The organism is Flavobacterium branchiicola (genome assembly GCF_018383905.1).
In the GTDB taxonomy this organism is placed as follows: domain Bacteria; phylum Bacteroidota; class Bacteroidia; order Flavobacteriales; family Flavobacteriaceae; genus Flavobacterium; species Flavobacterium branchiicola.
The window spans coordinates 59,077-79,356 of record NZ_JAGYWA010000001.1 but is presented as its reverse complement, the minus strand read 5'-3'; the positions used below and the strand labels follow the sequence as shown (position 1 = coordinate 79,356).

Genomic DNA, 20,280 nt, shown 5'->3' with positions numbered 1-20,280 from the left:
ACCCCGGTTGCAACTTATGTGATCGGGGTTCTTGCTTATAGTAGTATAGGTTGAGATTTTATATTATCTATTATGTTTTTTTATTTATACATATTTATCTTTTACCTTTGCTTCACTAAATTTTTCGAAATAATTTTATATAAAGCCATCAAATGAGAATATTCATTTTTCTATATCTATTAGTTGTACCTGCATTATTGTTTTCTCAAGAAAAAACTACTTCTAAAAAGAGTTTAGACATGAATTCAAAATATTCAAGTATAACCGATACAGTAAAAAAGAAAAAAGCAAAAATTGCAACAATAGATCAATATCAAATAATTACATTAGAACACGATACGACTTATGTTGATACCTCTTTAACAATAAAAAGTGCCTACAGACAAAACTATCTTCGAAAAGATAATTTTGGATTACTGTCATTTTCAAACATTGGACAAACTTATAATACATTACAATACAGTCTGACCAGTTTTTCTCCTTATCCGGAAATTGGTTTTTCAGGAAAACATTTTGATTACCTACAGGCAGAGGATATTAGATACTATTCGGCAGCGACTCCATTAACAGAGCTATTTTTTAATACCACTATAAATAAAGGACAAAACGTAGATTCTTTTATTACATTAAATACATCAAAAAATCTTAATTTTTCAATTGCTTACAGAGGTTTACGTTCAGAAGGGGACTATATAAATCAATTAGTAAGTGTCGGGAATTTTAGATTTACAACCAGTTATTTCACAACAAATAAACGATATGCCCTAAATGCTCACGTGACGTATCAGGATGTGACCAATGAAGAAAATGGAGGAATAACGACACCCTCAGATTTTGAAAGTGATAATAAGGACTATAAAAACAGGCAGCGTTTACAGGTTTATCTAACAGATGCACAATCCTTATTAAAGGGACAGCGATTATTTTTTGATCATGCATTTAGGATAAATCCAAATGAAGGAGCTAATAATTTGTATTTAACACACCAATTTAATTATGAGCACAAATATTTTGAATACAAACAACCAACATTACTTTCAAATGTTGGAACAACTTCTGTTCAGCGTTTTGGTACATCATATGTAACGGGTAATATTAATGATCAGACTCGTTTTGAGAAATTATATAACAAAGTTGGTTTGGCATACGAAAATGTACTTTTGGGGAAGTTTAATTTTTTTGTTGACGATTACAGATCCAATTTTGAATACGATAGAATTATTGTGAAAAAAGACGGAACAGTTATTCCTAATAATTTATACCTGCAGATTAATAATGTAGGGGGGCAATATGAATATCAGAAAAACAAATGGAATGGTCGTTTCTTATATACACGCTCCATTACAAATCAGTCACTTTCTGATTTGGATGCAAAGCTGAGATATGATTTAAATGAAAAAATTCAGTTTGATTTCAGATTTAGAAACATTAATAAACTTCCAAACAATAATTACAATTTGTACCAAAGTAGTTATGTAGAATACAATTGGTCGAATAATTTTAAGAATGAAAAAATCAATCAGTTAGGAGCGAACGTTTTTACACCTTGGTTAAATGCTGAAGTACAATATTCAGTACTAAAAGATCATTTATATTTTGCAGATGTTTCGACCCCGGCTCAGGCAGCGGCAAATGTTCAGATTATAAATCCGGCACAATACGGAAATGCAATTAATTATTTTTCTGTAAAAGCAAGCAGAGAGTTTAAGTTCGGAAAATTTGCATTAGACAACACACTTTTATATCAAAAAGTAGATCAGTCTGATTTAATTTTAAATGTGCCTGATTTTGTAACGAGAAATACGTTGTATTACTCAACCCACTTTTTCAAGAAAGCATTGTTTATGCAGACTGGTATTACATTTAATTATTTTACCGAGTACTATGGAAACAGTTATAACCCGGTGGTTGGAGAGTTTTTTGTTCAGAATACAAAAGAAATTGGAAACTATGCCAATTTTGATTTTTTTGTAAATGCAAGAATTCGTCAAACCAGAATTTACTTAAAAGCAGAGCACTTTAATGCAGCTTTTTCACAAAGTAATTATTACTCAGCGCCTAATAATCCTTATCGTGATTTTGTTATCCGATTTGGTTTAGTTTGGAATTTCTTCCAATAAAAAGGCATTGATTTATATTTAAAACCAAATAATAAAATTTAAATAAAATGGACTTTTCAAAAAATATTTTAGAAACAATAGGGAATACGCCACTAGTAAAACTCAACAAAATTGTTGCTGAAATTGATGCATTAGTATTGGCAAAAGTCGAAACTTTTAATCCTGGAAATTCTGTAAAAGACAGAATGGCCGTTAAGATGATTGAAGACGCAGAGGCTGATGGAAGATTAAAACCTGGTGGAACTATTATTGAAGGAACTTCCGGAAATACCGGAATGGGATTGGCACTTGTTGCAATTGTAAAAGGATATAAACTAATCTGCGTTATTTCTGATAAGCAATCTAAAGAGAAAATGGATATTCTTCGTGCTGTTGGAGCCAAAGTTGTCGTTTGTCCGACAGATGTAGAGCCTACAGATCCACGTTCATACTACTCTGTTTCAAAGCGTTTAGCAGAAGAAACACCAAATTCATGGTATGTAAATCAATACGATAATATGTCAAATTCTTTGGCGCATTACGAGCAAACAGGACCAGAAATCTGGAAACAAACAGAAGGTAAAATAACTCATTTTGTGGTTGGAGTAGGAACTGGAGGAACTATTTCTGGTGTTGGAAAATATTTAAAAGAGAAAAATCCAAACATCAAAATTTGGGGAATTGACACTTATGGATCTATTTTTAAAAAATACCACGAAACTGGAATTTTTGATGAAAACGAGATCTATTCTTATATAACTGAAGGAATTGGGGAAGATATTCTACCTAAAAACGTTGATTTTTCTTTAATTGACGGTTTTACAAAAGTAACAGATAAAGATGCAGCGGTTTACACCAGAAAGATTGCACTTGAAGAAGCTATTTTTGTTGGAAATTCTGCCGGAGCTTGTATTAAAGGATTATTGCAGTTGAAAGAACATTTTAAGCCAGATGATGTGGTTGTGGTTCTTTTTCACGATTCAGGAAGCCGTTATGTAGGTAAGATGTTTAATGATGATTGGATGCGTGAGCGTGGATTTCTTGAAGAGAATGTTACCAAAGCAGAAGACGTTATTAAAGATCATATAGATAAAGAATTAATCGTTGTTCGTACAGAAGAACTGGTATCGCATGCTATTGAGCGTATGCGTAAATACAAAATTTCTCAAATTCCGGTTGTAGATATAAACGGATTTGTAGGTTCTGTTGATGAAACGGATTTATTCAGAAGTTATGTAGCAGATAAAAATGTTGCCGAAAAACCAATTAAAGATGTAATGGGAAAACCTTTTCCAATTGTAAAAATGGGAACTCCAATAGAAGAAGTTTCAAAACTTTTTACAAAAGAGAACGATGCCGTTTTAATTGATTTAGGAAATGGACATCATCATATTATTACTAAATACGATATAATCGGATCAATAAAATAGATCTTTAAAAATAGAATTAATCCATAAATCTGATTGAGTACCGCAATTAGGTTTATGGATATTTTTTTAAATATAAAAAATGAATTTTACCGCAATAGATTTTGAAACCGCAACAAGCTATCATCCGTGTTCAGTGGGAATTGTTACTGTACAAAACGGAATAATAGTTGACGAATTTGTAACTTTAATAAAACCACCAAACAATATATACAATCCGTATACTATTCAGGTACACGGTATTTATCCTCGGGATACCGTTAACGCAAAATCATTTACACAAGTATATCCGGAAATCGAAAAAAGATTAAAAAACAGAGTTGTCGTGGCTCATAATGAAAGTTTTGATCGTAATGTTTTAATGAAGTCAATGCTGCTTTACGGATTGAATTATGAAGATTTAAACATTGCCTCAAAATGGGAATGTACTGTTAAAATATACAAGGCAAAAGGCATTAAACCTACAAAACTAAGTGATTGTTGTCGTGAAATGAATATTCAGTTAAACCATCACGAGGCATTATCAGATGCTAGAGCATGCGCTAAATTATATTTACTTCAATAAAATTTATATTTGTAAGAATAATATTAAAATTTTAGTAATTTAGATTTTGTAATAAAACAAAATCTAATATGAGAGAAGACTTTCTTCATTATCTCTGGAAATTCAAAAAGTTTGATACTTTGAATTTAAAGACTGCACAAAATGAATTGATTACCATCATTAAAACAGGTGATTACTTAGAATTGGCAGGTCCGGATTTCTTCAACGCACAAATAAAAATTGGAGAGCAAAAATGGGCGGGAAATATCGAAATTCATTTGAAATCCTCCGATTGGTATTTGCATCACCACGAAAAAGATAACGCCTATGACAATGTAATTTTGCATGTTGTCTGGGAACATGACGCAGAGATATACAGAAAGAACAATTCTGAAATTCCGGTATTAATTTTGAAAGACTATGTTTCATCTGATATTATTGCAAATTATCAGTCCCTAATTAGTGCCAAATCCTGGATATTTTGTGAAAAAGAAATTGCTGATGTAGATAGTTTTGTCTTTAAAAACTGGCAGGAAAGACTATTTTTCGAGCGTTTAGAGCGTAAATCAAAATTTATTTATGACTTGCTCAAAGAAACAAACAATGATTGGGAAGCTGTTTTATTTTGTCTTTTAGCTAAAAATTTTGGACTTAATACAAATGGAGAATCTTTTTTTCAGATTGCAAAAGCTATTCCGTTTACTATTATTAGAAAAGAAAGTTTTGAAATTGAAAATCTTGAAGCTTTGCTTTTTGGAGCTTCCGGTTTATTAGATGCTGAAAAAGAAGATGTCTATTTTTCCGATTTAAAATTTAGATATTTTTATCTCTTGCATAAGTATCAATTAGAAAGGACTTATGTTAATCCGCTTCAGTTTTTTAAACACCGTCCGGATAATTTTCCCACCATTCGACTTTCGCAATTAGCAAATTTATATCATACTTATCAAAACTTATTTTCTAAGGTAGTTCTTTTAAAATCTGTCAAAAGTGTTTACGATTTACTTTCGGTTGCAACGAGTTTATATTGGCAAAATCATTATCAATTCGATAAAGAAAGCCCGAAGAAATTGAAGTCTTTATCAAAGCAATTTTTAGATCTCATTATTATAAATACAATAATCCCGTTACAATTTGCTTATTCAAATGTATTGGACGAATCAATTTCTGAAGATCTGGTCGCATTTATGAATGAAGTATCTGGGGAGAATAATGCAATAATTACAAAATTTGAGACCTTTGGTATTATGCCAAAAAATGCTTTTGAAACTCAGGCATTAATAGAACTAAAAAATGAATATTGTAATAAAAAAGCATGTTTAAACTGTGCAATAGGAATGGAGTTGATGAAAAATAATTAGAAAATTAGAAAATCAAATGAAGAGATAATTTGTATTTTTGTTTTCAAATAAAAAAATAAAAGCAAAAATGTCTGCAATTTTAAAACTTAAATTCTTTTTCGAAAAATACGGTTTTCATGTCTCTTCCAGATTGGCAGATAAGCTGGGAATGCGAGTAACAAGTGTTAGATTATTTTTTATTTATATTTCATTTGTTACCGTTGGTTTAGGATTTGGAGTATATCTTACTCTGGCATTTTGGATTCGCCTTAAAGATTTAATCAGGGCAAAAAGAAGTTCAGTTTTTGACTTGTAAATCGAATTTAAACATAAAAAAAAGGATCAGAAAATATTTTCTGATCCTTTTTTTTATGTTTCTATGTTTCGAAAAATTATTTTTCTGGATTGTTTAATTTACTGTTTTTCTTACCGTAAACAAAATAAATAATAATCCCTAAAGCCATCCAGATTACAAGTCTCGCCCAGCTTTCGTTTGGCAAAGCATACATTAAAGCAAGGCATATTAAAATACCGGCAACTGGTACAAAAGGAACCAAAGGAGTTCTAAAAGCTCTTGGTGCATCTGGCATTTTATGGCGCATAACCATAACTCCAATACATACTAACACGAAAGCCAATAATGTACCAATACTTACCATATGTCCTAAATCACTTACCGGCACAAGTCCTGCAAATAAACTTACGAATACAAGGAAGAAAAGGTTAGTTTTCCATGGAGTACGGAATTTTGCATGTACTTCACTGAAGAAAGGAGGTAATAAACCATCTTTACTCATAGTATAGAAAACACGGCTTTGCCCCATAAGCATTACCAATATTACAGAAGTGTAACCAGCTAAAATTGCAATTATTAAGCCAGTTTGTAAAAAGTCATATCCGGTAACAGCAAACGCAGTCGCAGCAGGTTTCGCATCTCCGGCAAATTTATAATAAGGCACAAGTCCCGTCATTACGTGAGAGAACAATACATACAATATAGTACAAATTACTAGTGAACCTAAAATACCAATTGGCATCCCTTTTTGAGGGTTTTTAGCCTCTTGTGCAGCAGTTGAAACAGCATCAAAACCAATAAAAGCAAAAAATACAGTACCAGCTCCGGCTGCAATTCCTGACCATCCAAATTTCCCAAAAACACCAGTGTTTTCTGGAATGTAAGGAACATAATTAGTTGGGTCTATAAATTTCCATCCTAACACAATAAAGATAATAACGACAGCTACTTTTAAAACAACTAAGAAATTGTTTAATGAAGCCGATTCTTTAGTTCCTTTAATTAATAATAAAGAAAGAAGAGAAACAATAAAGATTGCTGGTAAATTGATAATTCCGCCTTCAATTACTGTTCCGTTACTTAGTGTTAAAGTTTCCCACGGCGAACAAATTAGTTGAGGAGGAAGATGTATGTTAAATTTGGCGAGCAGTTCTAGAAGATAACGAGACCAGCTTACGCCCACCGTGGCAGCTCCTAATGCGTATTCTAAAACTAAATCCCAACCAATAATCCAAGCCATAAATTCTCCCATAGTTGCGTAAGAGTACGTATATGCACTACCGGCAACAGGAATCATTGAAGCAAATTCAGCATAACAAAGTCCTGCAAATGCACAACCTATTGCAGCTAAAATAAAAGAAATTGTAACGGCCGGACCTGCATGATCTGCAGCTGCAATTCCAGTAAGCGAAAAAAGTCCCGCTCCAATAATTGCTCCAACTCCAAGTGCAACAAGCGAACGTGAAGATAAGGTTCTTTTTAATCCTTTTTCAGATTCGGATGCTTCACCAAGCAATACCGAAAGAGGTTTAGTTTTCCAAATTGACATACTATAATATTGGTTTATTTGTTATTAAGCTCCAAATGTATTGTTTTTTGTAAAAAATAAAAACAATTATCATGTTTTAAGTTATAAAATGTTTAAAATGTTAATAAAAGTAAGGCTTTACGATCTTTATAGCCTGTGATTTATCAATTTATGACAGTATAAATTTTGAATAATATAATTCTGTATAAAATTTTAACCAAAGTAATTTTCTTACAAATGTAAAAATAATTTGCTTTTATTTGTAATCAATATGAAATTAGATACAAATGAAGAAAAGTTATTTTAGAGCTTTAAAGCAATATTGTAAATTTACTAGTCAGGAGCGGATTGGACTTTTTTTACTTTTTTTAATCATAATTGTGTTGCAGATGGTTTACTTTTTTGTGGATTTCGGACAGAATACTCAATCTTTTACAGAAAAAGAGGAATGGATGGCTTTACAGATTAAAGTGGATTCTCTTCGTTCAGTTAAATATGATCAAAAGCCCAAAGTGTATACTTTTAATCCAAATTTTATTTCTGACCAGAAAGGATATAAACTAGGAATGTCTGTTGAAGAAATTGACAGATTGTTAAGTTTTCGAAAACAAAATAAATATGTAAACTCAGCCGAAGAATTTCAGGAAGTAACAAAAGTTTCAGATTCGTTATTAAAAGCTATTTCACCTTTCTTTAAATTTCCGGATTGGATTAGTAATAAATCAAACTTTAAAAGTGAGAAAAAGGAGTATCCTCAGAAAACGGATTTCAAAAAGGAAAAGATTAAGGTTTTAGATCTTAATCAGGCAACTCAGGAAGATTTGATTAAAATTTACGGAATTGGTGAAGCACTATCCTCACGGATTTTAAAACAAAAAGAAATCTTAGGTTGTTTTGTTTCTATGGAGCAACTAAATGAAATTTGGGGACTATCACCAGAGGTTTTGGTAGAATTAAATTCTCATTTTAAAACGGTAGTGCCTTCAGACTTAAGAAAAATTGCTGTAAACGATGCTTCACTAAAGGAGCTAGCGCAATTTTCGTATTTTAAATATGCATTGGCAAAACAAATTGTGACGTATAGAAGTATGAACGGAAATTTTGAAAATATTGAGGATTTATCAAAAATTAAAGGTTTTCCTGTTGAAAAAGCAAAAATAATTAGTTTATATTTGGAGTTCTAAAAAAATAGCCACAATGAATTTTGAATACAACGAAACACAGTTAATGATTGCGCAGTCTATTAAAGATTTTGCCGATAAAAACATTCGACCAAATATAATGGAGTGGGATGAAGCTCAAATTTTCCCTATTCCATTATTTAAACAGTTGGGAGAAATGGGATTTATGGGCGTTTTGGTGCCGGAAGAATATGGAGGATCCGGATTGGGTTACCATGAATACATTACTATTATAGAAGAAATTTCAAAAGTTGATCCGTCAATAGGTTTGTCTGTTGCGGCTCATAATTCATTATGTACAAATCACATTTTGACTTTTGGAAATGAAGAACAAAAGAAAAAGTGGCTGCCAAAATTAGCTACAGCAGAATTTATCGGTGCATGGGGATTAACGGAACATAATACAGGTTCTGATGCTGGGGGTATGAATACTACTGCTGTTAAAGATGGCGATTCATGGATAGTTAACGGAGCAAAAAATTTTATTACACACGCGATTTCAGGAGATATTGCTGTGGTAATTGTTCGTACTGGAGAGAAAGGTGATTCAAAAGGAATGACTGCGTTTGTTTTTGAAAAAGGAATGCCGGGATTTTCTTCAGGAAAAAAAGAAAATAAATTAGGAATGCGCGCAAGTGAAACCGCTGAATTGGTTTTTGATAATTGTCGTGTACCCGATGCAAACAGATTAGGTGAAGTTGGACAAGGATTTGTTCAGGCAATGAAAATTTTAGATGGAGGTAGAATTTCTATCGGAGCATTGTCTTTAGGAATTGCAAAAGGAGCTTACGAGGCAGCATTAAAATATTCAAAAGAAAGATATCAGTTTGGGCAGCCGATAAGCAGTTTTCAGGGAATCTCTTTTAAATTGGCCGATATGGCAACAGAGATTGAAGCTTCAGAACTATTATTACATAAAGCAGCATATTTAAAGCAGCAACATAAACCAGTTACAACATTAGGCGCAATGGCAAAAATGTATGCGTCAGAAACTTGTGTAAAAGTTGCAAACGAAGCGGTTCAGATTCACGGTGGTTACGGATATACAAAAGATTTTCCGGTAGAGAAATTCTATAGAGATTCTAAACTTTGTACAATTGGAGAGGGAACTACTGAAATTCAAAAGTTAGTTATTTCAAGAAATTTGCTAAAAGAATAAGGTAAAGTTTCTCTTAGATTTTAAACTCTTTTTTCTTTTTTTGAAAAATAATTGACAATTTATAACTCATAATTAATAATTAATATTTACTTTTGCAGCCTTAACGAGAGGAGGTGTCTATATTATGTTAATTATACCAATTAAAGACGGAGAAAATATCGATAGAGCATTAAAGCGCTATAAAAGAAAATTTGATAAAACAGGAACTGTTCGTCAATTAAGAGCGCGTACTGCTTTTATTAAGCCTTCTGTTATCAAAAGAGCTCAAATTCAAAAAGCTGCTTACATCCAAGGCTTGAGAGATAGTCTAGAAAGTTAATATAAAGCTTTTTAAAAATAAATACCGTTAGTAATCAATATTTTGATGCTAACGGTTTTTTTTATGCTTAATTTTGAGGTAGAAAGTTTTTCGTTTGTTGTGGTATATAATATAGGTTCTGATGAAATCAAATAAAGATGCTTTTCGAGATTATCTTCAATTAGAGAAAAAATACTCTGATCATACCGTTTCTGCTTATTTGAATGATATTGAGTTCTTTGAGGAGTTTAATAAAATGCATTTTGAGCAGGATAATGTGGAGAAAGTGAGTTATGGTCAGATTAGAAGTTGGATTGTTTCTTTGGTAGATCAAAATATTTCTAATGTTTCTGTTAATAGAAAAATGGCTTCCTTGAAGTCTTTTTATAAATTTCTTCTTAAAACGAAACAAATAGAGATTAGTCCTATGTTGAAGTATAAGGCGTTAAAGACTCCTAAAATTGTTCAGATTCCGTTTTCTGAAAAAGAATTAACGGATTTAATGAAGGAAGTGAATTCTCCTGTTGGTTTTGAGGAAATTCGGGATAAGTTGATTGTAGATCTTTTTTATACCACCGGAATGCGTCGGGCAGAGTTGATTCATTTGATGATTTATAATGTTGATATGTCTTCAAATGTGGTTAAGATTTTGGGTAAAAGAAATAAGGAGCGTATAGTTCCGGTTTTGCCTGTTATTATTGATCAGTTTAAAGTTTATTTAGAAGAACGTGCTTTGATTGAAAATATAGTTGATGATGATTATTTTTTTATTTCGAAAAAAGGTTTAAAAATGAGTGAATCTTTTGTGTATCGATTAATAAATTCTTACTTTAGTAGGGTCTCTGAAAAGGTAAAAAAAAGTCCTCATGTGCTTCGGCATACTTTTGCGACTCATTTATTAAATAACGGAGCAGATTTAAATTCAGTTAAGGAATTATTAGGGCATTCGAGTTTGGCTTCTACGCAAGTTTATACTCATAATAGTTTAGCGGAGCTTAAGAAAGTATATGGTGATGCGCATCCTCGAAACAAATAATAGTTTCTGAAATGTTTAACCCTAAAATTAGTATTATGAAGGTAGATGTTCATGCAGTTAACTTTACTGTTGACCGAAAATTGGTGGATTTTATCCAGGAAAGAATGGGTAAATTAGAAAAGTATTATGATCGAGTTGTTTCGTCTGATGTTTTTCTAAAGGTTGAGAGAACAAGTGATAAGGAGAATAAAGCAGTAGAGATTAAGATTAATGTTCCGGGAGATGATTTTTTGGTGAAAAAGCAGTGTAAAACATTTGAAGAGGCGGTTGAACTTTCGGCAGAATCGTTAGAACGTTTGCTTGTAAAAAGGAAAGAAAAAATAAGAGCACATATATAATTGAAATTTTTTTCAAAAAATGTTTTGATTAAAAGATAAAATAGCTACATTTGCAGTCCGTTAGAAATAGCGGACTTTTTTATTGATATTGCCAGCGTAGCTCAGTTGGCTAGAGCAGCTGATTTGTAATCAGCAGGTCGTGGGTTCGAGTCCCTCCGCCGGCTCTAAATATTTCAAATGCGATTTGAAATTGTTCATGCAATTATTGATAAAATAGGGGAGATACTCAAGCGGCCAACGAGGGCAGACTGTAAATCTGCTGTGTGAACTTCGCAGGTTCGAATCCTGCTCTCCCCACAATTTTGATTTCGTAAGTCTGAAATCTAAAATTAAAACTCTGCCGGTGTAGCTCAGGGGTAGAGTGCTTCCTTGGTAAGGAAGAGGTCTCGGGTTCAATTCCCGACATTGGCTCAAGTAAGTAGGAAATTGAAAATTAATATATAACTAAGATTAAAAATTAAGTAAAATGGCAAAGGAGAATTTTAATCGTTCCAAACCGCACTTAAACATAGGTACAATTGGACACGTGGATCACGGAAAAACTACATTAACTGCTGCAATTACAAAAGTATTGTCTGATGCTGGTTACTGTCAAGCAAAATCGTTTGATCAAATCGATAACGCTCCAGAGGAGAAAGAAAGAGGTATTACTATTAATACATCACACGTAGAGTACGAAACTGCTAACCGTCACTACGCTCACGTTGACTGTCCAGGTCACGCGGATTACGTAAAGAACATGGTTACTGGTGCTGCTCAAATGGACGGAGCTATCTTAGTAGTTGCTGCTACAGATGGTCCAATGCCACAAACTCGTGAGCACATCCTTTTAGGTCGTCAGGTTGGTATTCCAAGAATCGTTGTTTTCATGAACAAAGTGGATATGGTTGACGATGCTGAATTGTTAGAGCTTGTTGAAATGGAAATTAGAGATTTATTATCTTTCTACGAATATGATGGAGATAATGGTCCTGTAGTTCAAGGTTCTGCTTTAGGAGGATTGAATAATGATCCTGCTTGGGTACCAAAAATCATTGAATTAATGGAAGCTGTTGATGCTTGGATCGAAGAGCCAGTGCGTGACGTAGCTAAGCCATTCTTGATGCCGGTTGAAGACGTATTTACAATTACTGGTCGTGGAACTGTTGCTACAGGTCGTATCGAAACAGGTATTGCTAATACAGGAGATCCAGTTGAAATCATTGGTATGGGAGCTGATAAATTAACTTCTACTATTACAGGAGTTGAGATGTTCCGTAAAATCCTTGATAGAGGTGAAGCTGGAGATAACGTAGGTTTATTGTTAAGAGGTATTGATAAAGAATCTATCAAAAGAGGAATGGTTATCATTAAGCCAGGATCAGTAAAACCACACGCTACTTTCAAAGCTGAGGTTTATATCTTGAAAAAAGAAGAAGGTGGACGTCATACTCCATTCCACAATAACTACCGTCCACAGTTCTACGTACGTACAACTGACGTAACAGGAGTTATTACTTTACCAGAAGGAGTAGAGATGGTAATGCCAGGAGATAACTTGACTATCAATGTTGCTTTATTAAGCCCAATCGCAATGAGCGTAGGTTTACGTTTCGCTATCCGTGAAGGTGGTAGAACTGTAGGTGCAGGTCAGGTAACTGAAATCGTAGGTTAATCCTATAAAAACTATAAAAGCCAGTGGATTTTCTTAACTGAAGTCACTGGCTTTAATTACGGGCGTAGTTCAAGGGTAGAATAGCGGTCTCCAAAACCGTTGATGGGGGTTCGAATCCCTCCGCCCGTGCAATAAAAAATATATCAAATGACAAAAGTTACGAATTATTTATCAGAGGCTTTCGGAGAGTTAAAGTCTAATGTTACTTGGCCTGTTTGGGCTGAGGTTCAAAAATTGACAATTGTTGTGGCTGTATTTTCGATTCTTTTCGCTTTGGCAACATGGGGAGTAGACGAATTTTTTGCAAAAGCTTTGGCTGGATTTTTTAACTGGTTAAAAGGATAATTTTTTTGTGATGGCAGATAATAATGTGAAAAAATGGTATGTAGTTAGAGCAGTAAGCGGTCAAGAGAATAAAGTGAAAGCTTATATCGAAACTGAAATTGCCAGATTGGGTATGGAGGATTATGTTTCCCAGGTATTAGTTCCTACAGAAAAAGTAGTAACTGTAAAAGAAGGGAAAAAAATGTCTAAGGATAAAGTTTATTTTCCTGGATATGTAATGATCGAAGCTAACTTGGTTGGTGAGATACCTCATATTATTAAATCTATTACAAGTGTGATTGGATTTTTAGGTGAGATTAAAGGAGGAGAACCTGTTCCTTTGAGATTGTCGGAAGTAAATCGCATGCTAGGAAAAGTAGATGAGTTGGCTGTTAATACAGATACTCGTGCTATTCCATTCAACTTAGGTGAAACTGTTAAAGTGATCGATGGTCCTTTCAACGGATTTAACGGAACGGTTGAGAAAATAAATGAAGAAAAGCGTAAACTTGAAGTAATGGTGAAAATTTTCGGAAGAAAGACTCCATTAGAATTAAGTTTTATGCAAGTTGAAAAAGTATAATTTTTTGTTACATATATAATATCCATTGTAATCGCTTCCATTGATTACAGTGTTAAATTTTTTAAAAATGGCTAAAGAAATTAGTAAGGTAGTTAAACTACAAGTTAAGGGAGGTGCTGCGAACCCGTCGCCACCGGTTGGACCTGCTTTAGGAGCTGCTGGGGTAAACATCATGGAGTTCTGTAAGCAATTTAATGCTAGAACTCAGGATAAACCTGGCAAAATTTGCCCAGTGCAAATCACTGTGTATAAAGACAAATCATTTGATTTTGTCGTTAAGACTCCTCCAGCAGCGGTTCAGTTAATGGAAGCTGCAAAGCTAAAATCTGGTTCTGGTGAGCCTAATCGTAAAAAAGTAGCTAGTGTTACTTGGGAACAAATTAGAGCTATTGCTGAAGACAAAATGCCTGACTTAAATGCTTTTACAGTAGAAAAAGCAATGAGTATGGTTGCTGGAACAGCTAGATCTATGGGTATAACTGTATCAGGAGATGCTCCTTTTTAATTAAGAAAAAGACATGGCAAAATTAACAAAAAAGCAAAAAGAGGCTGCTTCAAAAATTGAAAAGAACAAATTATACTCTCTAAAAGATGCTGCGGCATTATTGAAAGTTGTTGCTTCAGCAAAATTTGATGAGTCTGTTGATATCGCAGTTCGTTTGGGTGTAGATCCAAGAAAAGCGAATCAAATGGTTAGAGGTGTAGTTACATTACCTCACGGAACAGGTAAAGATGTTAAAGTATTAGCATTAGTTACTCCAGATAAAGAAGCGGAAGCTAAAGAAGCTGGTGCAGACTATGTTGGTCTTGATGACTATTTACAAAAAATTAAAGATGGTTGGACAGATGTTGATGTAATCATCACTATGCCAGCTGTTATGGGTAAATTAGGTCCATTAGGTCGTATTTTAGGACCTAGAGGTTTAATGCCAAACCCTAAAACAGGTACTGTAACTATGGATGTTGCAAAAGCTGTTCAAGAGGTTAAAGCTGGTAAAATTGACTTTAAAGTTGATAAAACTGGTATCGTTCACGCAGGAATTGGTAAAGTTTCTTTTGGAGCTGAGCAAATTGTTGACAACGCACACGAAATTATTCAAACATTAATAAAACTTAAACCAACTGCTGCTAAAGGTACTTACATTAAAGGTATTCACTTAACTAGCACTATGAGTCCAGCTATTGCATTGGATCCAAAAGCAGTATAATTGGTAGTTAAAAATTTTTAGTATGACTAGAGAAGAAAAATCAATCGCGATTGAAAATTTAACTGCGCAGTTAGCTGGTACAAATATTATTTATGTATCGGATATTTCTGGATTAAACGCAGAAACGACTTCAAACTTACGTAGAGCTTGTTTTAAAGCAGGTATCAAATTAGAAGTTGTAAAGAACACTTTGCTTGCAAAAGCAATGGAAGCTTCTTCTACTGATTATGGTGATTTACCTTCAGTTTTGACAGGTAATAGTGCTATCTTCATTTCTGATGTAGCTAATGCTCCTGGAAAAATCATCAAAGATTTCCGTAAGAAATCTGATAAACCAGTTTTAAAAGGTGCTTTCATTAACAATGAAATTTATATTGGAGATAATCAATTAGATGCATTAGCAACTATTAAATCTAAAGAAGAACTTCTTGGAGAACTTATTGGATTATTACAATCTCCAGCACAAAGAATTATTTCTGCTTTACAAAACAAATTCGCTGGTAGCGAAGAAGAAGCTGAAGCATAATAATTCAAGCAGGGAATATTTCCTTGTTGCTTAAATAGCGCACAATAAACAAAATATAATTTTACAAATCATTTTAAACGATAGAAAAAATGGCAGATTTGAAACAATTCGCAGAACAATTAGTTAACTTAACAGTTAAAGAAGTTAACGAATTAGCAACAATATTAAAAGACGAGTATGGTATCGAGCCTGCTGCTGCAGCTGTAGTAGTTGCTGCTGGTGGTGGAGAAGGTGCTGCTGAAGAAGCACAAACTGAATTTACAGTTGTATTAAAAGAAGCTGGTGCTTCTAAATTAGCAGTTGTGAAATTAGTAAAAGAACTTACAGGTTTAGGTTTGAAAGAAGCTAAAGATGTAGTTGACGGAGCTCCAAGCAACGTTAAAGAAGGTGTTTCTAAAGAAGAGGCTGAAGGTCTTAAAAAATCATTAGAAGAAGCTGGAGCTGTAGTTGAATTAAAATAATTCAACTCGGTTTTAAGAACTAGGTTTAGGTCCTGAGTTAACACTCAAAGGCCTAAACCATTTTTCGTATAATAAAATACATTAAATTTTATTATCAAATTAGTTTAAAATACGAAAAAGTTTTTGATCAATACGAAGAAAAAAAATTGAACTGAATTCTTGGTTTATTTTTAAAGATGTATTGGTTTTAAAAAGAAAGTATAAACTACGCAGTGTGTTTTTACACAAAAAAAATTACTTTTTTTTAATCAAAATTTTGTCCATTGATGATAACAAATCAGACTGAAAGATTGAATTTTGCCTCTACAAAAAATATTCCTGACTATCCGGATTTCTTGGATGTTCAGGTTAAATCTTTTAAAGATTTCTTCCAATTGGAAACGAAATCAGACGAAAGAGGCAACGAAGGGTTATACAATACCTTCATGGAAAACTTCCCAATTACAGATACGAGAAATAACTTCGTATTGGAATTCCTAGATTATTTTGTTGATCCGCCACGTTATACAATTCAAGAATGTATAGAGAGAGGTCTTACTTATAGTGTGCCTTTAAAAGCTAGGTTAAAACTATACTGTACAGATCCAGAACACGAAGATTTTGAAACAATTGTACAAGATGTTTATCTTGGAACAATTCCTTACATGACTCCAAGTGGTACTTTTGTAATCAATGGTGCCGAGCGTGTTGTAGTATCTCAATTACACCGTTCTCCAGGGGTTTTCTTTGGACAATCATTCCACGCAAATGGAACTAAACTTTATTCTGCCAGAGTAATTCCTTTTAAAGGTTCTTGGATAGAATTTTCTACAGATATCAACAGCGTTATGTACGCGTATATCGATAGAAAGAAAAAATTACCTGTTACAACTTTATTCCGTGCTATCGGATTCGAAAGAGATAAGGATATCCTTGAAATTTTCGACCTTGCTGAAGAAATTAAAGTTTCTAAAACTGGTATTAAGAAATATATTGGAAGAAGACTTGCTGCGCGTGTATTGAATACATGGCATGAGGATTTCGTAGATGAAGATACTGGAGAGGTAGTTTCTATCGAACGTAACGAAATCATCCTTGATCGTGACACTATTATCGACAAAGATAATGTTGAAGAGATCATCGATTCTAACGTAAAATCTATTTTGTTACACAAAGAAGATAATAATCAAGCAGATTATGCTATTATCCACAACACGTTACAAAAAGATCCAACTAACTCTGAAAAAGAAGCTGTAGAGCACATTTACCGTCAGTTGCGTAACGCTGAACCGCCTGATGAGGAAACTGCTCGTGGTATTATAGATAAATTGTTCTTCTCTGACCAACGTTACAACTTAGGTGAAGTAGGTCGTTACAGAATGAACAAAAAATTAGATTTAGATATCCCTATGGATAAGCAAGTGCTTACTAAAGAAGATATCATTACAATCGTTAAATATTTGATCGAATTGATCAACTCTAAAGCAGAGATTGATGATATTGATCACTTATCAAATCGTCGTGTTAGAACAGTTGGTGAACAATTGTCTCAACAATTCGGTGTTGGTTTAGCACGTATGGCTAGAACTATTCGTGAGAGAATGAACGTTAGAGATAACGAGGTGTTTACACCAATTGATTTGATTAATGCTAAAACATTATCTTCAGTTATCAACTCTTTCTTTGGTACTAACCAGTTATCTCAATTTATGGATCAAACGAATCCATTGGCTGAGATTACACACAAAAGAAGACTTTCTGCACTTGGGCCAGGTGGACTTTCGAGAGAGAGAGCTGGTTTCGAGGTTCGTGACGTTCACTATACTCACTATGGTCGTTTATGTCCGATTGAAACTCCTGAGGGACCAAATATTGGTTTGATTTCATCTCTTGGTGTTTATGCAAAAGTTAACGGAATGGGATTCATTGAAACTCCTTACCGTAAAGTAACTAATGGTGTAGTTGATTTAGAAAGTACTCCAATTTACTTAAGTGCTGAAGAAGAAGAAGGAAAAATGATTGCTCAGGCAAACATTGAAATGGATGAAACTGGTAAAATTACAGCTAGCAATGTTATTGCTCGTGAGGAGGGTGACTTCCCGGTTGTTGAGCCAACAGTAGTTCATTATACAGACGTTGCTCCTAACCAGATCGCTTCGATTTCTGCATCTTTGATTCCTTTCTTGGAGCATGATGATGCGAACCGTGCGTTGATGGGATCGAACATGATGCGTCAGGCCGTTCCTTTGATCCGTCCTGAAGCACCAATTGTAGGTACAGGTTTAGAGCGTCAGGTAGCTTCAGATTCAAGAGTATTAATCAATGCTGAAGGGCATGGTACTGTTGAGTATGTTGATGCAAATATCATTACTATTAAATACGATCGTACAGAAGACGAGAGAATGGTTAGTTTTGATGCTGATGAGAAAACGTACAACCTTATTAAATTTAGAAAAACCAATCAAGGTACAAGTATCAACTTGAAACCAATCGTAAGAAGAGGTGACAGAGTTGTTCCTGGACAAGTATTGTCTGAAGGATATGCTACTCAAAATGGTGAATTAGCTTTAGGTAGAAACTTAAAAGTTGCGTTCATGCCATGGAAAGGGTACAACTTCGAGGATGCGATTGTAATTTCTGAGAAAGTAGTTCGTGATGATATTTTTACTTCTATCCACGTTGATGATTATTCATTAGAGGTTAGAGATACTAAGTTAGGAAACGAAGAGTTAACAAACGATATTCCTAACGTTTCTGAAGAAGCTACTAAAGATTTAGATGAAAACGGTATGATTAGAATTGGAGCAGAGGTTAAACCTGGCGACATTTTGATCGGAAAAATTACACCAAAAGGAGAATCAGATCCAACTCCAGAAGAGAAATTGCTTCGTGCAATCTTCGGGGACAAAGCTGGTGATGTGAAAGATGCTTCATTAAAAGCTTCTCCATCTTTACACGGTGTAGTTCTTGACAAAAAATTATTTGCAAGAGCCGTAAAAGATAAACGTAAACGTACTCAGGATAAAGATGCTTTAGGCGCTTTAGAAATGGAATTTGAAACTAAATTTGTTGAATTAAAAGACAGATTAGTTGAAAAATTATTCTTGATCGTTAACGGAAAAACATCTCAGGGTGTAATGAATGATTTGGGTGAAGAAGTTTTACCAAAAGGTAAAAAATATACTCAAAAAATGCTTTACGCAGTAGAAGATTTTGCTCACTTAAGCAAAGGTCAATGGGTTGCTGATGACGCTACTAATAAAATGGTTAATGATTTGATTCATAACTATAAAATTAAGCTGAACGACTTACAAGGATCTTTAAGAAGAGAGAAATTTACTATTACAGTTGGAGATGAATTACCATCTGGAATCTTGAAATTGGCTAAGATTTATATTGCTAAGAAACGTAAGTTGAAAGTAGGGGATAAAATGGCAGGACGTCACGGTAACAAAGGTATTGTTGCTAGAATCGTTCGTCATGAAGATATGCCTTTCCTTGAAGACGGAACGCCAGTTGATATCGTGTTGAACCCACTTGGAGTACCTTCACGTATGAACATTGGTCAGATTTATGAGACTGTATTAGGTTGGGCTGGAATGAACTTGGGTAGAAAATTTGCTACTCCAATTTTTGATGGTGCTTCTCTAGACGAGATCAACGCTTTGACTGATGAGGCTAACGTACCACGTTTTGGACATACTTACCTTTATGATGGAGGAACTGGAGAGCGTTTTGCACAAAAAGCGACTGTGGGTGTAATTTACATGCTTAAATTAGGACACATGGTTGATGATAAGATGCACGCACGTTCTATCGGACCATACTCATTGATTACGCAACAACCACTTGGAGGTAAGGCTCAATTTGGAGGTCAGCGTTTCGGAGAGATGGAGGTTTGGGCACTTGAGGCTTATGGAGCTTCTAGTACACTACGTGAAATCTTAACTGTTAAGTCGGATGACGTTATTGGTAGAGCTAAAACTTACGAAGCTATCGTTAAGGGAGAAACTATGCCAGAACCAGGTTTACCAGAATCATTCAATGTATTAATGCACGAATTGAAAGGTCTAGGATTAGATCTTCGTTTGGAAGAATAAATAAAAGTTTTGTAATCAGTCTCATTTTTTAATGGGACTGATTACTCATTTATATCAGTTTTTAAAGATTTATACCCGTAACCCGTTCCGATTTTTTATAACAATGCGATGCATTTTATAACTAGCGCTTCAAATAAAGTTTGAAGTTTAGAGAAGTAACCCGAGGTAGTAGCGAATGATTAACTCTTTTCTTTTAAAGA

The 20,280-nt window shown here is 33.9% G+C and carries 19 protein-coding genes and 4 tRNA genes; 22 read left to right on the top strand and 1 reads right to left on the bottom strand.

Annotated features, from left to right (window positions below; all coding sequences use genetic code 11):
* The first annotated feature begins 152 nt into the window (after positions 1–152).
* From KHA98_RS00340 to KHA98_RS00320, 5 genes are all read left to right on the top strand, one after another.
* Entirely contained in the window at positions 153–2,120 is a 1,968-nt protein-coding gene (locus KHA98_RS00340; protein ID WP_213254247.1) for a putative porin, read from the top strand.
* 47 nt (positions 2,121–2,167) lie between these two features.
* Positions 2,168–3,529, top strand: coding sequence for a pyridoxal-phosphate dependent enzyme (locus tag KHA98_RS00335; RefSeq protein WP_213254245.1), 1,362 nt, complete (start codon positions 2,168–2,170; stop codon positions 3,527–3,529).
* 79 nt (positions 3,530–3,608) lie between these two features.
* Positions 3,609–4,091 carry a 3'-5' exonuclease gene (locus KHA98_RS00330; RefSeq protein ID WP_213254243.1) on the top strand — a complete coding sequence of 161 codons (483 nt, stop codon included), beginning with the start codon at positions 3,609–3,611 and terminating at the stop codon, positions 4,089–4,091.
* A gap of 68 nt (positions 4,092–4,159) precedes the next feature.
* Entirely contained in the window at positions 4,160–5,431 is a 1,272-nt protein-coding gene (locus KHA98_RS00325; RefSeq protein ID WP_213254241.1) for a DUF2851 family protein, read from the top strand.
* Between the two features lie 67 nt (positions 5,432–5,498).
* On the top strand, positions 5,499–5,726 hold the full coding sequence (locus KHA98_RS00320; RefSeq protein ID WP_213254239.1) for a PspC domain-containing protein: 228 nt from the start codon (positions 5,499–5,501) through the stop codon (positions 5,724–5,726).
* 76 nt (positions 5,727–5,802) lie between these two features.
* On the opposite strand, the gene KHA98_RS00315 is transcribed toward KHA98_RS00320, so the two are convergent.
* Entirely contained in the window at positions 5,803–7,254 is a 1,452-nt protein-coding gene (locus KHA98_RS00315) for an amino acid permease (protein ID WP_213254237.1), read from the bottom strand.
* 368 nt (positions 7,255–7,622) lie between these two features.
* Between KHA98_RS00315 and KHA98_RS00310 the strand changes: the two genes are divergently transcribed.
* The 17 genes from KHA98_RS00310 (at position 7,623) to rpoB (ending at position 20,080) form a co-directional block, all read left to right on the top strand.
* Positions 7,623–8,417, top strand: coding sequence for a ComEA family DNA-binding protein (locus tag KHA98_RS00310; RefSeq protein WP_213254235.1), 795 nt, complete (start codon positions 7,623–7,625; stop codon positions 8,415–8,417).
* 13 nt (positions 8,418–8,430) lie between these two features.
* Positions 8,431–9,573, top strand: coding sequence for an acyl-CoA dehydrogenase family protein (locus KHA98_RS00305; protein WP_213254233.1), 1,143 nt, complete (start codon positions 8,431–8,433; stop codon positions 9,571–9,573).
* Positions 9,574–9,697: 124 nt separating this feature from the next.
* Positions 9,698–9,892 (top strand): 30S ribosomal protein S21, encoded by a 195-nt coding sequence (gene rpsU, locus KHA98_RS00300; RefSeq protein WP_115889621.1) that lies wholly within the window; start codon positions 9,698–9,700, stop codon positions 9,890–9,892.
* Between the two features lie 121 nt (positions 9,893–10,013).
* The gene (locus KHA98_RS00295; RefSeq protein WP_213254231.1) at positions 10,014–10,907 is read left to right on the top strand and encodes a tyrosine-type recombinase/integrase; all 894 of its coding nucleotides are present in this window, start codon (positions 10,014–10,016) and stop codon (positions 10,905–10,907) included.
* 35 nt (positions 10,908–10,942) lie between these two features.
* The gene (gene hpf / locus KHA98_RS00290; RefSeq protein ID WP_213254229.1) at positions 10,943–11,245 is read left to right on the top strand and encodes a ribosome hibernation-promoting factor, HPF/YfiA family; all 303 of its coding nucleotides are present in this window, start codon (positions 10,943–10,945) and stop codon (positions 11,243–11,245) included.
* 90 nt (positions 11,246–11,335) lie between these two features.
* Positions 11,336–11,409 (top strand) — tRNA-Thr (locus tag KHA98_RS00285).
* A gap of 52 nt (positions 11,410–11,461) precedes the next feature.
* A tRNA-Tyr gene (locus KHA98_RS00280) sits at positions 11,462–11,542 on the top strand.
* A gap of 42 nt (positions 11,543–11,584) precedes the next feature.
* Positions 11,585–11,656: transfer RNA gene (locus KHA98_RS00275), tRNA-Thr, on the top strand.
* A gap of 55 nt (positions 11,657–11,711) precedes the next feature.
* The gene (gene tuf / locus KHA98_RS00270) at positions 11,712–12,899 is read left to right on the top strand and encodes an elongation factor Tu (protein WP_031456758.1); all 1,188 of its coding nucleotides are present in this window, start codon (positions 11,712–11,714) and stop codon (positions 12,897–12,899) included.
* Between the two features lie 58 nt (positions 12,900–12,957).
* Positions 12,958–13,028: transfer RNA gene (locus tag KHA98_RS00265), tRNA-Trp, on the top strand.
* 18 nt (positions 13,029–13,046) lie between these two features.
* Positions 13,047–13,244, top strand: coding sequence for a preprotein translocase subunit SecE (gene secE / locus KHA98_RS00260; RefSeq protein WP_213254227.1), 198 nt, complete (start codon positions 13,047–13,049; stop codon positions 13,242–13,244).
* Positions 13,245–13,254: 10 nt separating this feature from the next.
* The gene (nusG, locus tag KHA98_RS00255; RefSeq protein ID WP_026730431.1) at positions 13,255–13,806 is read left to right on the top strand and encodes a transcription termination/antitermination protein NusG; all 552 of its coding nucleotides are present in this window, start codon (positions 13,255–13,257) and stop codon (positions 13,804–13,806) included.
* A 67-nt stretch (positions 13,807–13,873) separates the two neighbouring features.
* The gene (rplK, locus tag KHA98_RS00250; protein ID WP_026713295.1) at positions 13,874–14,311 is read left to right on the top strand and encodes a 50S ribosomal protein L11; all 438 of its coding nucleotides are present in this window, start codon (positions 13,874–13,876) and stop codon (positions 14,309–14,311) included.
* A gap of 13 nt (positions 14,312–14,324) precedes the next feature.
* A complete protein-coding gene (gene rplA, locus KHA98_RS00245; RefSeq protein ID WP_035619180.1) occupies positions 14,325–15,014 on the top strand; it encodes a 50S ribosomal protein L1 in 690 nt (229 codons plus the stop codon).
* Positions 15,015–15,036: 22 nt separating this feature from the next.
* Positions 15,037–15,540 carry a 50S ribosomal protein L10 gene (gene rplJ, locus KHA98_RS00240; RefSeq protein ID WP_213254224.1) on the top strand — a complete coding sequence of 168 codons (504 nt, stop codon included), beginning with the start codon at positions 15,037–15,039 and terminating at the stop codon, positions 15,538–15,540.
* Between the two features lie 89 nt (positions 15,541–15,629).
* The gene (rplL, locus tag KHA98_RS00235) at positions 15,630–16,001 is read left to right on the top strand and encodes a 50S ribosomal protein L7/L12 (RefSeq protein WP_007807437.1); all 372 of its coding nucleotides are present in this window, start codon (positions 15,630–15,632) and stop codon (positions 15,999–16,001) included.
* 266 nt (positions 16,002–16,267) lie between these two features.
* Entirely contained in the window at positions 16,268–20,080 is a 3,813-nt protein-coding gene (gene rpoB, locus KHA98_RS00230; protein WP_213254222.1) for a DNA-directed RNA polymerase subunit beta, read from the top strand.
* Positions 20,081–20,280: the final 200 nt, after the last annotated feature.